Source organism: Zavarzinia sp., assembly GCF_041650655.1.
Classification (GTDB): Bacteria; Pseudomonadota; Alphaproteobacteria; order Zavarziniales; family Zavarziniaceae; genus Zavarzinia.
The window spans coordinates 1-14462 of record NZ_JBAZKR010000058.1; the positions used below are offsets into that span (position 1 = coordinate 1).

Annotated in this window: 12 protein-coding genes, 2 pseudogenes and 1 other annotated feature; of the genes and pseudogenes, 3 read left to right on the forward strand and 11 right to left on the reverse strand. The window is 62.8% G+C overall.

What is annotated here, in order from left to right; genetic code table 11:
• From WC493_RS14015 to WC493_RS14045, 7 genes are all read right to left on the reverse strand, one after another.
• A partial coding sequence (locus WC493_RS14015) for an AtpZ/AtpI family protein (protein WP_373066153.1) occupies positions 1-245 on the reverse strand: 245 nt, incomplete at its 3' end.
• Positions 242-664 carry a F0F1 ATP synthase subunit epsilon gene (locus tag WC493_RS14020; RefSeq protein WP_373066154.1) on the reverse strand — a complete coding sequence of 141 codons (423 nt, stop codon included), beginning with the start codon at positions 662-664 and terminating at the stop codon, positions 242-244. The genes WC493_RS14015 and WC493_RS14020, both read right to left, overlap by 4 nt.
• A complete protein-coding gene (gene atpD, locus WC493_RS14025) occupies positions 661-2082 on the reverse strand; it encodes a F0F1 ATP synthase subunit beta (RefSeq protein WP_373066155.1) in 1422 nt (473 codons plus the stop codon). The genes WC493_RS14020 and atpD overlap by 4 nt, the downstream gene beginning before the upstream one ends.
• A 209-nt stretch (positions 2083-2291) precedes the next feature.
• On the reverse strand, positions 2292-3695 hold the full coding sequence (locus WC493_RS14030) for a mannose-1-phosphate guanylyltransferase/mannose-6-phosphate isomerase (protein WP_373066156.1): 1404 nt from the start codon (positions 3693-3695) through the stop codon (positions 2292-2294).
• A 213-nt stretch (positions 3696-3908) separates the two neighbouring features.
• Positions 3909-4970, reverse strand: a complete 1062-nt coding sequence (locus WC493_RS14035) for a tetratricopeptide repeat protein (RefSeq protein WP_373066157.1) — start codon at positions 4968-4970, stop codon at positions 3909-3911.
• 153 nt (positions 4971-5123) lie between these two features.
• Positions 5124-5495 (reverse strand): integrase core domain-containing protein, encoded by a 372-nt coding sequence (locus WC493_RS14040; RefSeq protein ID WP_373066158.1) that lies wholly within the window; start codon positions 5493-5495, stop codon positions 5124-5126.
• A 2-nt stretch (positions 5496-5497) separates the two neighbouring features.
• Positions 5498-8323 carry a hypothetical protein gene (locus tag WC493_RS14045; protein ID WP_373066159.1) on the reverse strand — a complete coding sequence of 942 codons (2826 nt, stop codon included), beginning with the start codon at positions 8321-8323 and terminating at the stop codon, positions 5498-5500.
• 507 nt (positions 8324-8830) lie between these two features.
• Here WC493_RS14045 and WC493_RS14050 point away from each other — a divergent pair.
• Positions 8831-9658, forward strand: a complete 828-nt coding sequence (locus WC493_RS14050) for a hypothetical protein (RefSeq protein ID WP_373066160.1) — start codon at positions 8831-8833, stop codon at positions 9656-9658.
• Positions 9659-9807: 149 nt separating this feature from the next.
• Here the strand turns inward: WC493_RS14050 and WC493_RS14055 are convergent.
• Positions 9808-10041: pseudogene (locus tag WC493_RS14055) on the reverse strand (integrase core domain-containing protein); the annotation flags it as partial.
• A gap of 52 nt (positions 10042-10093) precedes the next feature.
• Between WC493_RS14055 and WC493_RS14060 the strand changes: the two are divergent.
• Positions 10094-10762 (forward strand): annotated as a pseudogene (locus WC493_RS14060) (IS3 family transposase); the annotation flags it as partial.
• Positions 10376-10492, forward strand: a sequence feature (AL1L pseudoknot). It overlaps the preceding pseudogene by 117 nt.
• A 40-nt stretch (positions 10763-10802) precedes the next feature.
• On the opposite strand, the gene WC493_RS14065 reads toward WC493_RS14060, so the two are convergent.
• From WC493_RS14065 to WC493_RS14075, 3 genes are all read right to left on the reverse strand, one after another.
• Positions 10803-11681, reverse strand: a complete 879-nt coding sequence (locus tag WC493_RS14065; RefSeq protein ID WP_373066176.1) for a metallophosphoesterase — start codon at positions 11679-11681, stop codon at positions 10803-10805.
• A gap of 239 nt (positions 11682-11920) precedes the next feature.
• On the reverse strand, positions 11921-12340 hold the full coding sequence (locus tag WC493_RS14070; RefSeq protein WP_373066161.1) for a Zn-ribbon domain-containing OB-fold protein: 420 nt from the start codon (positions 12338-12340) through the stop codon (positions 11921-11923).
• 1 nt (position 12341) lies between these two features.
• Entirely contained in the window at positions 12342-13610 is a 1269-nt protein-coding gene (locus tag WC493_RS14075; protein WP_373066162.1) for a thiolase family protein, read from the reverse strand.
• 308 nt (positions 13611-13918) lie between these two features.
• Between WC493_RS14075 and WC493_RS14080 the strand changes: the two genes are divergently transcribed.
• Complete coding sequence (locus tag WC493_RS14080; protein WP_373066163.1) at positions 13919-14446, forward strand: GNAT family N-acetyltransferase; 528 nt, start codon at positions 13919-13921, stop codon at positions 14444-14446.
• Positions 14447-14462 lie beyond the last annotated feature (16 nt).

Genomic DNA, 14462 nt, shown 5'->3' on the forward strand with positions numbered 1-14462 from the left:
ACCATCAGAAGGGGAGCGGTCCAGAACAGCCCGCTGCCGGCTAAGCGGTCGAACCAGCGGCCGAGGAAGAGGCCGCCCAGGGCCGGCGTCACGATCATCCAGCCGAGCACGCCGACCTGCGCCAAGCGACGCAGCACGGTGGGGCCGCCCTCCGCGTCGAAGCGCCGCCGCCGCTCGCCGTGCAGGCGCACCTTCTTGAGCAGCGGGTCCTGCTCGCTCGGCTCGATCGGCGGCGGGGCGTTCACGACATCCCTCCGGTCACACCCGGGCCGGGGCCGCGCAGGTGGCGCATGATCTGGCGGATGGCGTTCAGGTGCAGGCGCGTGCTCTCCACATGTTCCATGCGCTCGTTTTCGAAATCGGTGCGGAAGCGGGCCAGCACGGTCTGGTCCAGGGTGGCGAGATCGTCGCCCTCGACCGCCTCGCGCGAGGCGACCGAGACGTGGTCTCCACCCTCGACCGTCAGCACGCCCCGGCGCACGGCGCAATAATGCCAGCGGCCGTCGGCCCGCTTCCAGGCGACGACGCCGAGCGAGAGCGCGGTCAGGAAATCGGCATGGCCCGGCAGGACGCCGAAGCTGCCGGTGGCATCCTCCGCCCGGACAGCGGTGACCGCATCGGTCTCGACCACGACGGACAAGGGGGTGGCGATGGTCAACCTCATGCCGCCACGCCGCCCGCCTGGGCAGCCTCCTTGGCCCGTGCCTCCTCGATCGTGCCGACCATGTAGAGCGAGGCTTCGGCCCAATTGTCGGTCTCGCCGTCCAGGATGGCGCGCACCCCGGCCAGCGTGTCGGTCCGGGCCACACTCCGCCCCGGCGTTCCGGTGAAGGCTTCGGTCACCATGAAGGGCTGGGACAGGAAGCGTTGCAGGCGGCGCGCCCGCTTGACCACCAGGCGGTCGGCGGCGCCCAGTTCCTCGACGCCGAGGAGGGCGATGATGTCCTGGAGGTCCTTGAAGCGGGCCAGGACTTCGCGCGCCCGTTCGGCGATCCGATAGTGTTCCTCGCCCACCGCCTCGGGGTCGAGCAGTACGGAAGACGAGGCGAGCGGGTCGACCGCCGGATAGAAGCCTTCGGCGGCGAGGTTGCGCGACAGCATGATGATGCTGTCGGTATGGCTCGAAATGGCGGTCACCGCAGGGTCGGTGAAGTCGTCGGCCGGGACATAGACCGCCTGGATCGCGGTCACCGAGGCCCCGGCGACCGAGGCGATCCGTTCCTGCAGGCCGGCCACTTCGGTCGCCAGGGTCGGCTGATAGCCGACGCGGGACGGCAGGCGCCCCAGCAGGCTCGAAACCTCGGCGCCCGCCTGGACGAAGCGGAAGATGTTGTCCATCAGCAGGAGCACGTTCTGGTGCTTCTTGTCGCGGAAATATTCGGCCACGGTCAGCGCCGTCATGGGCAGGCGCCAACGCGCCCCTGGCGGTTCGTTCATCTGGCCGTAGACCAGGACGGTGCGCTCGAGGACGCCCGAATCCCGCATTTCGGTCAGCAGCTCGTGACCTTCGCGCGAACGTTCGCCGATGCCGGCGAAGACGGAAATGCCCTGGTACTTCTCGACCATGGCGTGGATCAGTTCCATCACCAGCACGGTCTTGCCGACGCCGGCGCCGCCGAACATGGCCGCCTTGCCGCCCTGGGCGAGGGGGGCCAGGAGGTCGATCACCTTGATCCCGGTCTCGAACACGGCAGTGGTCGAGGTCTCGTCTTCGAGCGCGGGCGGCGGGTTGTGAATGCCGCGGCGGGGCACGTCGGAGCCGAGCGGCGCGCCATTGTCCCGCGCCTGGCCGAGGACGTCGAGCAGGCGGCCCAGCACGGCGTCGCCCACGGGAACCTCGATGGCACCGCCGGTCGCTACGACGGGCGTGCCGCGTGCGAGGCCGGCCGTCGCCTGAAGGGCGATGCCGCGCACGGTCTTGGCATCGATATGGGCATGGACTTCGAGCACCAGCGACTCGGGCCGGTCCCATTGCACGTTCAGCGCGCTGTTGATCGGCGGCAGGGCCGCCCCCTCGAACCGGACATCGATCACGGCCCCGCGAACGGAGACCACAAAGCCCTTGTACGTCGTGTCTTCCATGTCGAGTCCGGCGGACCTCCAGCAGAAACGGTCGGCGTGACCCGGGCAGGAGGTCACGAGCCGAAGTGTTCACCACTTCGGGCGCGGCGGGAAGACCGTGATGTCTCGTGGGATGTCTCGCCCGTCGCGTCTCCCAGTGGAACCGATGATCGGTAACGAAAGGGTTTATGGCCGGGCGGTTGCGGCAAAATGCCGTCGCCGCAGCAGCCTCAGCCGCGCTTGTAGATATTCTCGTAACGAATGATGTCGTCTTCGCCGAGGTAAGAGCCGGTCTGCACCTCGATCAGCTCGAGCTGGATGCGGCCGGGATTTTCCAGCCGGTGGTGCGATCCCAGCGGAATGTAGATCGATTGGTTCTCGGTCAGGATGCGAACCTTGTCATCAAGCACCACCTGAGCGGTGCCCTTCACGATGATCCAGTGCTCCGATCGGTGCAGATGGCTCTGCAGCGAGATCTTGGCGCCTGGCTTCAGGGTGATGCGCTTCACCTGGTGGCGTTCGCCGCTGTCGATGCCCTCATAAGTGCCCCAGGGACGATGCACCAGGCGATGCTCGGTCGCCTCGGAGCGCCGGCTCGATTCGAGGCCGCTGACCACCTGCTTCAGCTTCTCGGCATAACTGCGGGACATCACCAGGGTGGCGTCCCGCGTATGGGCCACGACGACGTCGTCGAGGCCCGCGACCACTGTCAGATGGTTCGGGGAATAGACCAGGCTGTCCTTGGCGTCCGCAAAGACGCCGTCGCCGATCGCGGCGCAGCCGTTCTCGTCCTTGGCCATGGCTTGGTGCAGGGCAGCCCAGGTGCCGACGTCCGACCAGTCGAAGCGGGCGGGCAGCACGACTGCCATGTCGGTCCGCTCCAGCACCGCATAATCGACGGAAATCTTGGGCGCGGCCTTAAAGCTCTCCCCGTCGAGCGCAATGAAGCCGAGGTCTTCGGTCGAGGTTGCCGTGGCCTTCTCGACCTGTTCGACGACGGCCGGCTCGAATTTCGCCAGTTCCGCCAGGAAGGTGCTGGCCCGGAAGGCGAAATTGCCGGAATTCCACAGCAGCCCGTCGGTGACGTAGCGCTCGGCTGTTTCGCGATCCGGCTTCTCGACGAAGGCGTCGACCTTGAGGACCGTGCCGCAGGCCATGGGCGCGCCGGGCCGGATATAGCCATAGCCGGTAGCCAGCTCGGTCGGCTTCAGGCCGAAGCAGACGATGAAATCCTGGCGCGCGGCCTCGGCGGCGGTCAGCACGTCGGCGCTGAAGGTGGCGCTGTCGGTGATGGCATGGTCGGCGGCGACCACCATCAGCACCGGGTCCTCATGGTCGCTCAACGCCTTGAAGGCGGCGGCGGCGATCGCCGGGCAGGAATCCCGGGCCGCGGGCTCGAGCAGGATGTCGGCCTCGACCGCGACCTGGCGCAACTGGTCGGCGATCACGAACCGATACGCACTGTTGGCGACGACGATCGGCTTGCCGAGGCCGGCCACCCGGGCGACGGCCTGCTGAAACATGCTGCGGTTGTTGCCCAGGTCGAGAAACTGCTTCGGATAGGAGCTGCGCGACGCCGGCCACAGCCTCGAACCGGAACCACCACATAGCACGACTGGAACTAGAACGGACATCGCCCCTCCGTTTGCCAGACTGTTGCTGGGACGAGCCCACTACTTTAGATGTTTGTAGCACGAACTCTGGCGAGATCCAGTGCCGGGCGGTCAGGTTCCCTGGGCTCGGTCCACGGCGGGCCGGTCAGGCGTCATCCCCGAACCGCCTCGGCGACGCTCTCGACAAAGGCGTCCCGCGTCCTGAAAGGGCGGGCCGCGCCGAGGTCGAAAATACTAGCGCGCCTCGGACTCAATCTTCGGCTGGTCGCCTGAACCCGCGGTGTCCTCTCCGGTCAATTTATCGAGCCAAATCCGGTAGACTCGGGCAGTCGGGTGCAGTTCCACCGCCTTGCGGGCGAATTCGGTGGCCTTGGCCGTGTCACCTGTTGCGACAAAAAGCTTGCTTCCTCGAAAATGAAAATCGGCGCTCTCGGCGAACATCGCCGCGCGGTCCAGGAATACAGCCTCGGCCGACCGGCTGAGCCCTTCTTTGAGGTAAGCCGTTGCCACTTCGCTAAAGTCGTGGAGGCTCGTTCCCAACAGTTTTTCAGCGCGGCCGATGAGCTCGCGGGCATGTTCCGACTTCAGGCGGTGCGCCAGCGTGACGTAATAGTGCGGCAGCTGGCGGCTCTTTTCCCGCACCAGTTCGATCAACGAACGACGGTCGAGCTCTCCCGCCATGAAGCGCCGAAACAACTCGGGCAGAGCGCCCATCCGATTCAGCCACATGATGGTGCTGTGCCCGACATTGGGCACCGGAATCCGCATGACGTTGTCGGGCAAGCGCTCCACGTGCTTCCGATCCAATTCGAATCGGGGATCGTAGGTCACCACCGCCCGGGCCGCCGAGGCGCAGTGACGCGCCGCATCGGCGAAATCGCCGTTCCAATCGCGCCTCTGCCCGGCCTCGACCCAACGGGTTTCCCAGGGCACCAGACGCGGATCAAGGGTGCTCTGGGGACTGAGCGCCAGGACCTCCGCATTGGGGACCAGCGCCGAGAAGGAGAGCGCGGCATACCCTCCCATGCTACCACCGTAGAGAACGACGCGCTCGAAACTCTGCAAGAACTCGATAAATCGAGGCGAGCGCAAGAACTGATGCAACTCACGACACCGGAACCAATCGGGCTGCGCCGGTTTGAAACCAAGAAGGGAGTAACCGCGCCGGGTAATAAAACTGGCGCCCCAAGCGGGAGAATTCTGGACCGCGCTGCCCCTCGCCTGCCCGAAAGGCGGAAAGACCATTACCAGTGTGGAGCCGCTCTCCACGAAATCGAGAAAATATGCGTCGTTCACGACCGACTGTCGCGCCCGGCTTCCATCACGGAGAAGCAATTCGTGGGGGAAGAGATCGGGGAATTGAGCCGCTCGAATTATTTCCGATTGCATACTCGCTAGACCAAAATCTTGAACCGTTTCCGCCTCGGGGCCGTGGACGTTCGACGGCGACTAGAAATGACAATCGCAAATTAGATATCGTTGCATTTTGACACACGGAAAAATCTGTAGCGGCAGCTTGTGCCCTATCGCCCAACGAGGGCGATCTTCGTTGTAGTATCTGGGGCAAGTTTCCATCTTTTCCGCCGCGCCGGCAAGCGCCAGGAACCAGTGCGCGTTCAGGCGCTCGCTCCGAAGCTGCCCATTGAGCGCCGCGATGACGGCGCTGCCAGCAGGCTTACTTGGACGCGAGATGAATTTCGAGCTCAGGCCGCCCCGGCAGCATCCCTTTCCAACATCACCACCACGCCTGCCGGTCGATCGCGGAACCGTGGATCGACCATCGCAATACGCGGATCTTACAGCCCGTCGCTGATTGGCCATGGTCACAGCGTCAGCGCTAACTCACGTATCCAAAATGCTGTTCTGGCAGAAATGTCCCCCCGCTTCTTCGCATCCATTTGGCCCTCGATCGCCGTCTCGCGGATGATGGACGGGTTTCGGACGAGCAATTGCAGGATATCGAACCAGCGATGCGGACAGTTCTCGACCAGGAAGCCATTCCGCCCGTCCCGCACCACATCGGTATAGGGCTCAACCTTGGAGAACACACCGACAGCCCCGAGGGAGGCCGCATCGTAGAACTTGATGATCGATTTTCCCCGGTTGTAGGCAGTGTCGAGTACAGGCGCGAGGCTGATGTGCGCGGGGTTTTCCCTGGTATATTGAACATACTCGGGCCATGGCATCGGCCTGATGGTCCTGATCGCTCGCTTGCCGTTTTCTGAATGTATTCTGAATCGCGTTATGATGGATATCTCGATATTCTCGTTGCGCTCGCCAAGCTTCTGCAGTTCCGGCATAATAAAACCTATGTCGTCCTTATGCGTATCAGTACCATGATACACAATTTTTATTTTATCTGTTTTAAGAAGATGATCGAGAGATTTCGGCTCCCTGAAATATGGTGGCTCCAAGAAACGGGTTTTCGAGGAGGAGTATTTCCGCATCAAGAAGGGTGACGTGGTAACGAAGACATCGCATAGCCGCAACATGAACTGAAAATCGAACAGCGCCGCCTCGGTCATGCGACGGCGGTAAGCTGCGGGCAGGCCGACGGTGTCGATCGCCGCGGCGACGTCGTCATCCATGATATAAATGATTTTGATGCCGTTTTTGGCATCGATCAGCCTCTTTGCCCATTTCGCCGTTATATAACGAGAGATGATTACGGCATCTCCAGACCTCAGCTCTATATTTCGGTCTATGCCATCGATTTCTTCGTCGTTTGTATCGATCAAAATGAAATTAATTACCTTCTTTTCGACGAGGCTTCTCAGCGGAGCCGTGACATAGAGCTCATCTGTTGGATGATTTTCGGGACGAACGAGAATGACCCGCCCATTGAACTTCCAGGGCCGTTGGGCAGCGGACGGCAGGACAATGTGCCGGTCGATCAATTTGTCGCTTGCGGTCTCATCCGACCTGATCTGCTGCTGGACCAGCCGGGCCGCGAGAGCGATCGTGTCGTGCGACAGCGGCGGCGCAGCTCTCCCCTCGGCCAAGTCGTCGAGGGCGCTCATCTGCAGGGAATCGATTTCGCCGTTGGCGCAAGCGCAGACCATTGTCCAGTCGCCATTCAACGGTTCGCATCTGATCGGCACAACTTCGCGGGTCTTGCCCCCGATTGTTGCGAGCATGGTCCTCTTCGCGCGCATCGCGGTACCGATCAGGCGCCTGAATCCCGTTGAATCATTGGCGAATTCACCGCGCGCGTAATCATGTCCCGCGACAATCTCAAGGGTCAGGTCGTCGGGCAGACCGCTGCCGCGGAAGGACATCGAGTCAGCGCCCGCCTTATTCATCGAGCGATGAAACTCGTGCGGCAGCCCATTGACATAGGCAGAAACCTCCTGCGCGGCCATGCGCCCCGGCAGGTCGAGCGACAAACCGCCGAGGCTGACCTGGGTGATTGCCAGCTCGTCGGTGGCATCATCCCCGGCGAGATTGTAGGTGGCTATGAATTCCCTTCGGGTTTCGGCCGGATTGGTCAGCCACAGGTGATACAGGCCAGGGCCGTGAGACCGGGGCACTTCAAGATCGAAGCGGCCGTCAGCGGTGATGGGCACTGCGCCCACTACTTCGCCGCGTCTCCACAACTGAGCGTGCCATGTCTTCGGAGCGCCTCTCACTTGCCCCTTGATCGCGCTAAAGGTCGAACAAACGGAGATATTCGACTCGACAACGATCAGCGGCAGCCTGGGTACGGCGGGGACATCGGAAGGCCGCCATACGCGATACGTCCGCCAGGGAACGACTTGCCCGTCGGCCAATTGGATCCCGATGTCCATTTGCGAGCGGCAAGGCACCCGCTCCAGCGGGATATTGCACTCGAAACCGACGATCTCGTATTGGCGAGAGGGCGCGGACACGCCCGTCCGAAGAATGTCTAGACGAGCCACATGCATCCGGCCGGCTATCCGAATGCTGACAGCCTTCGCCTCGGGGCAGCTCGACTGCAGGATCCAACCGCGTACCCGCATCGACGCCGAGGTCTGCACGGCTGAATCGGCGGGTTCCTCGATTTCACCGATGACTTTGGGGGGGGCCGTTCCCCCGCCCGAATTCCCTGCAAATTCGGCGATCTTCAGATGGCGCGCGATAGCACCTCTTTCCGAGAATGGAACAACGCCCCGGCCGCGCCTGTCGTCCAGCCCGATATCACATCCGTCAGCACCAACATTTTGTCGGATGATATAGCGCCTTGTCTTGTTGAGCCCGAATCCGGAGTAGCCACCTATTCCGTTCGATTCGCTGGACAGCGTTTCATCTTGCATGAAGACATGTGGTTTATAATTTTCCAGGAAACTTCTAACTATATTATCATTGAGGGCCCTGGTTACGCGGAAGCCCGGCCCAGAATTGAGGTCGGCAAGACACAATTTATAGACGAGAATGCCCTTCGCCTGGAGATCCCGCTCCACGGCGGCCCTGACGTCATCTGACAGATGGTTTCCCGTGGCAATGGATGGGTCTTCCAAGACCCAGACGTTGCCGCCGCCTTCATGGATCGATAACGCCAGGTCGCTGATTTTCCGGGCGGCAATATCGTTCGAGAAACTCGTGTGAATTACATATCTCATGACTGTGCTGAGAGGGTAATGACCTGACGGAAGGAGCCACACCGCCCCGTGCGGGGGCGGTGTGGCCATGCCGCCTCTCGGCGGGTTTGATGGAGTTGCGAGCAACATCGAACCCCGACCGGAGACGAACACGACCACGGAGAAGAAGGTAGCACGTCGCAAGCTCAGCCTGCTCGAATTGGCGGCCGATCTTGGCAATGGGTCCCCGGCCCGGGACCGGGCCAAGCTCCACTCCGCCAATCCGATTGAGCGCCGGAACGGCGAAATACAGCCTGCCTCTCACGGCAAAATGATCGAGGAGTCCCTGCCGGCTATCGTTACCGACAACCGCCACCTACACCACTCCACGGCACACGATCAACGCCGCCCAGTTTTCTGGGCTCACATCACGGCCTTCACCTTCACACCGTCCTCAGCAAGCTGGCACAATGATGTCGGAGGCTTCGGTGCGGCACTTGCCGGCAGGTTGTCGACCGGCAATCCGCCACCAAGTGGAGGATTGCCTCCATTAGTGGGCCAAGCTAACGCTGGTATCATGAATTGTCCCCTCGTGCGCGCCACTGCAGGATAGAGAACGTGCCTAACCCAAAACAGCTTCCGCCGCGCCGTCGTCGCACAACAGCTGCTCTGCCTCAGAATCAGGCCGGCCTGGACCGCATGGCGACTGAAGCCGAAAGTGACGCATCGCCTCGAGGCCAAGCCGGTAGTGGATCGCTGCGGGACCAGATGGTGGCGCTCACATCGCTGAATGAAGAGCTGATGATCGAGCTCAAATCAAAAGACGCGATCATTCGCCATCTTGAGGAATCCGTCTGCAGAAAGGACGAGGAAATCGAGACCTGCAGGAAAACGATCGATACTCTAAAGCAAATATTCGATGATATCGTCAAGAGTAACGAAGAGACAATAAGGGAGTTTGTTTCCAATCGCTCGGAGAAACCCGACGCTGCGGAAAATAGTATTGTGCAGAGGGAGGGTATTTCGATTCCGGATGGCCAATTGATTATGGAGTTGGCGCAAGTTAAATTCACAGTTAATAGCGATTGCAGAATCGAATCGACGGTGGACGGCACGATTCGTGCTCTCATGCTCGGCCGGCGGGGGCGTGCTCGGTGCCTGGTTCGGTGGCCGGATTGTAATAAAATCTTTATATACCTAAAGATAAACTCCAAAATAAACTCTGATATTCATCTTTATTATCGGATGGCCAAAACGATACGAGAGAAAAATCACACTGAGAGTGCGTCAAGTTTAAGGGGAAGAGTATTCTCGCTTATTCCGGGGGAAAATAAAATATCATTTGAATTAGAGCGGAGTCGCCTGCTAAATCATATTGATTTATCATTTGGTGAAATTAATTGTGAATATCTCATAGAGGATATCAGATTTATTTCTTTATATTAGAAAGCGGAATCTATATTCCATAATTTCGTCGGCAGTGTGTGGCCGTGAGATTTGGTCCTGATGTACAGGAACGGTAATTGGCTGACAGTGCCGCCTTGATGGGCAGGTTTTCGGGCTGCTTTCCGGGGCTTTGATGTTGGTGCTTTCGTCTCCTTCGGCAGACCATGGATGAAGGCCTTTTCAGGGGTTCTGCCGTTCATGCCCAGGCCTTCGTGAGGTCGCCTGGCGTTGTAGGCGACGAGGTATTCGTCGAGCGCGCCTTGCATCTCTTCGATGGTCTCGAACCAGGTCCGGCGGCCCTCGACGATGCCATTGGACTGCGGGCGTTTCACGCGGGTGCGCTGGTACTCGATGCTTTCGAGCTGGAGGAACAGTTCGAAGGGGGTGAACCGCCCCGGGTTTGCCGGAGGCTCCTACTCCTGAGAGGATGGAGCCATGACGAGCAAAACGACGAACAAGTTTTCCCCTGAGGAGCGCGAGCGAGCGGTCCGGCTGGTGTGGATCACGCGCACGAGCATCCGTCGCGCTGGCAGGCGATCGTGTCGATATCAGCGAAAATCGGCCGCTCGGCGCATTCGTTGAATGAGTGGGTCCGGAAGGCCGAGGTCACGCCGGCAAGAGGGCCGGCGTGACGTCGGATATGTCGGCGAGGCTGAGGGCCCTCGAACGCGAGAACCGCGAGCTGCGCCAGGCGAACGAGATCCTGCGCAAGGCATCGGCATATTTCGCTCTGGCGGAGCTCGACCGCCGGTCGAAGACATGATCGCTTTCATCGATGATCATCGCGCGGCGTATGGGGGCGAGCCGATCTGCAGGGGCCTGCCGATTGCCCCGTCGACGTATCATGCGCATGTCGCCCAACGACTTGACGCGTCTACGCAATCGATGCGGACAAGGCGAGACGCGGCCTTGAGGCCGGAGGTGGCTCGTGTCTTTGCCGAGAACTTCGAGGTCTATGGAGCGCGCAAGGTCTGGCGACAGATGGTACGCGAGGGTTTCGATGTCGCCCGCTGCACCGTCGAGCGACTGATGCAGGGTATGGGCCTACACGGCGAGATCCGCGGCAAGCCGATCCGGATCACCGTATCGCCGGGCGCCACCGTCACCACTTCGGGCGTGAAGGTGAAATTGGAGATCGAGACCGTCACCTCCGCCGCCTGGGCGGCGACGGGGGCCATGAGACAGAGCGAGAGGAGGGCAGCCGGTCGTCGCCGCGGTGCAGTTCGACGGTGGCGATGCCGAGGTACTTCCGCAGTTCCTCCGCCGGAACTTTCAGCGGCCCGGGAGCGGGCGCTTTGCCGGGCTTCGGCTGGGGGAAGGCGGTCGAGCGGGCGGTGTGGAAGGCGATATTGCCCTCGACCTCGGTCATCACCTGGTGGATACGGCCGTTCAGCACGGTAACCGAGCCGAAGCGGCACAGCGCGGCAAGCGCCTGGGCGGCGTCGGAGGTGCCCCGGCCCCCGGCCTCGTTCACCGTCCAGAGCGGGATGTGGCCCAGCACCACGACCGGGGTCGAGGACGACAGGCCGGCGAGATCGCCCTCCAGCCAGGCGAGCTGCTCGTCGCCCAAGTTGCCGAGGCCCCCGGCCTTCAAGTCGGCGACATTGTTGAGGCCGACGAAATGGATGCCGTTCTGTTCGAAACTGAACCAGCCGTTGCTCTTGGTACCCTTGCCGAAGCGGCTGAGATAGGCCTTGTCCTGGCCTTCGTCGATGAAATCATGATCGCCGGGGATGAAGAAGATGGGCAGGCCGATCTCGCCCAGGACCTGCGATGCGAGGTCGAATTCGGCGTCCTTGGAGAGATGGCTGACGTCGCCGGTGTGGACGACGAAGGCCGGCTTGACCGGCAGCGTCGCGATCCGCGCCACCGCCTCGCGCAGCGTGCCGAGGGAATCCGGATTGGCCGGCTTGTCGAAGCCGACATGGGTGTCGCTGATCTGGAGGAAGCTGAAGTCCTGCGCGGTGGTGGCGCCGGCGGCGGCGGAATGCAGGCCGACGGCGGTCGGAACGCCGGCTTGCAGGCTTCACAACAGGCCGGTGCCGGCCCGGCCCACGCATTCGAGGAGGCGGCGCCGGGGCGGGCCGGTGGGGTCTTGATCGGGTCGCGTCATGTCTCGCACCGGTTTGGCGCTGGCGGCATTGGCCGCACAGGGAGCGAGACCGGAGGCGGCGGCGACTTATTCCAGGCCGACGCGGAGATTTTTCGGAGGCGGCGCCGGGGCGGCCTTGCGCTGCCGCCCCGTCTTGTCGTTTCGTCCGTTCAGGTCGCGATGCGGAAGGCGAGGACCGGCAGGTCATCCATCTGCAGCATTTCCGCCTTGGCGGGGACGGGGCCGCGCGCGAAGAGGCGGCCGAGGTCTTCCGGCGTCGCCTTGGCGCCGAGGATGATCGCCTGGACGATCGGCCCCTCCTTCAGGCGGAGGTGGCCGTAGACATAGGGCGCGATCTTCTCGAAGCGCGGGTGGCAGGCGGGCGAGATGTTGTGGGTCGCGAAGAGGAGCGTGGCCTCCCCGCTCACCTCGGCTGGTGCCACGTTCCAACTGCCGCAATGCTCGCAGCAGCCGGTCGGCGGGAAGGTGTAACGCCCGCAGTCCTTGCAGGTGATCGCCCGGAAGACGCCCTTGGCGAGACCTTCATAATAAGAGCGCAGGGTGCTCGGCTGTTCGGCGATGTCGGGCATGTCAGACTCCCTCCAGCACGACCACGGTGCCGATCATGGCGTAGCCGTGGGTATGAATGACCGAGATTTCCGGCACCTTGGGGATCTGCCGGGCGCCTGCCTGGCCGCGCATCTGGAGCACGGCCTCGTAGGTGTCGGTGCCGGCGCTGGCACCCCAGGCGTGTCCGAAGGCGTGGCGTCCGCCGTGGGTCGACATCGGCCGGTCGCCGTCGAAGCGCAGACGCCCCTCCCGCGCCGCCTGGAGTCCCTTGCCGTGTTCGAGATAGCCGAGCGTCTCGGCGGTGCAGATGCTCGAGATATGCGAGCAGTCGTGGGTGTGCAGATAGCCGATGTCGGCGGCCTTGATGCCCGCCATGTCGAAGGCGGTATCGATCGCCCGCTTGTCGAATTCCCAATAGGTCGGGTCTTCGCCGTACCAGGGCAGGTCGCTGTAGCTGATGCCGAAGCCCTTCAAGCCCACGGGCTTCGACTTGCCGCCCTTGGCCAGGTCGGCGCGCGTGATGACCATGGCCGAGGCGCCGTCGGCGGTCGTCACCAGGCTGAGCAGCCGCGACGGCCAGGAGACGAAGGGGTTGTGCTTGTCGGACCGCCAGTAGTCGTAAGGATCGGCGAAGCCTTCCTTGCTGGCGCGGTCCTCCAGTTTCTCCTGGATGTTGGCCTTGGGATTCATCGAGCCGTGCAGGCGCCGCGTGCGGCAGAGCTCGAACATGCCGCGATCGAATTCTTCGATCGAGAGGCCGTATTTGCGGCAGTAGCCGAGCGCCACGAGGCCGTTGTAGGTCGAAAAGATGTCGTAGCCCTGCGGCACGCTATAGGCCTGGTTGACCGCCATGTCGGTCCACAGCCAAGTCTGCTGGTGGGAGATCGGCTCGCGCTCGTAGGGGCTGAAGCCCTTCACTTTCGTCCGCGTGGTCTCCAGCCCGTAGACCAGCGCCGTGTCGTAGACGCCGGCCGCGACCGACATCGCCGCCAGCACCGCGCCGACATTGGTGGTCGAACATTGCGCTTCGAAATGGACGCCGGCCTTGAACTGCGTGCCGGTCCACTTCGACAGTTGCGAATAGGTCCCCGGGATCTGCGAGCTGTGGACCATGGCGTTGCCGGCAAAGACGGCGTCGACGTCCTGCCCGCACAGGCCGGCGTCGTCGAGTGCTTCCTTGACGGCGCGGGCCGTCAATTCCTGGATGCTCAGTCCCTTGAGTTCCGGCGTCTCGAGAAGATCGCCGAAGCGCGAGCATCCGACGCCCGATATGACAATATTTTCCTTCAATCGATTTCGCATGAGCGTGCCTCCGTTATCGTTATGCCTCGCCGGGTGCGGGACTTGGGCGTCCGCGGAGGGCGAGGATCTTTCTTGGGCGACGTGCTTAGTCGTGGCGGCAGAGCCCAGCGATCGGCCTGCCACGGGCCACTGAAGCACAATGCGGCATGCGGGCCATATGACCTGCGTCAATGCGCGGTGCATCGCCAAGGGGTAGCGGGCCGGTGAGCAATGCTCTTCCGCGAGTGCGAAATCCGCAGTCGTTCGGGATTTCGGCGCTGGCGATGATGGGGCGGCATTCGACCGGAGGCCCGCCCATGATCATCAAGACCCGCCGCACCCTCGACTGGCGCGAACCCACGTGGCGGGTGCCGGCACCCGCCTTTTCGCCCTTGTCGTTCGGACGCCTGCGGCCGGATGCGGCGCTCGACGATTTCGCGGCGGCGCTGACGCGGGAGGATGTCTGGGGCCGCTTCGGGCGGCTGGTCGTGCCGGAACGGATCGCTCCGATGTTGGCGCCGGCCGGACCCGGGTTCCAGCCGATCGGGGCTTGGCGCGGCGGGGTGCTGGCCGGGGCGGCCCTGCTCGCCGATCTGGGCGGCGGCGCCTGTGAATATGCGGTCGTGGTGCGCTCCGACTTGCAGCGCCGCGGGATCGGCCTCGCCCTGACGCGGCGGGCGGCCGGGCGGGCCGTGGCGGCGGGGCAGGGCCGGCTGCTCGCCCATGTGCGGGCGGACAACGGACGTGCGCTCAGCCTGCTGCGCCGTTGCGGCTTCGCCCGGGACGGGGCGACGGGGGCGGAAATGACTTTCGTGCTGGGGCTGGAGGTGGGGCTGCACGGGTGAGCGGTGCTCAACCGCG

Coding starts and splice junctions, on each gene's coding strand:
- atpD (WP_373066155.1), bottom strand. CDS start 2,082: ATGGAAGACACGACGTACAAGGGCTTTGTGGTCTCCGTTCGCGGGGCC.
- WC493_RS14030 (WP_373066156.1), bottom strand. CDS start 3,695: ATGTCCGTTCTAGTTCCAGTCGTGCTATGTGGTGGTTCCGGTTCGAGG.
- WC493_RS14040 (WP_373066158.1), bottom strand. CDS start 5,495: ATGGCCAATCAGCGACGGGCTGTAAGATCCGCGTATTGCGATGGTCGA.
- WC493_RS14080 (WP_373066163.1), top strand. CDS start 13,919: ATGATCATCAAGACCCGCCGCACCCTCGACTGGCGCGAACCCACGTGG.
- WC493_RS14070 (WP_373066161.1), bottom strand. CDS start 12,340: ATGCCCGACATCGCCGAACAGCCGAGCACCCTGCGCTCTTATTATGAA.
- WC493_RS14020 (WP_373066154.1), bottom strand. CDS start 664: ATGAGGTTGACCATCGCCACCCCCTTGTCCGTCGTGGTCGAGACCGAT.
- WC493_RS14045 (WP_373066159.1), bottom strand. CDS start 8,323: ATGGCCACACCGCCCCCGCACGGGGCGGTGTGGCTCCTTCCGTCAGGT.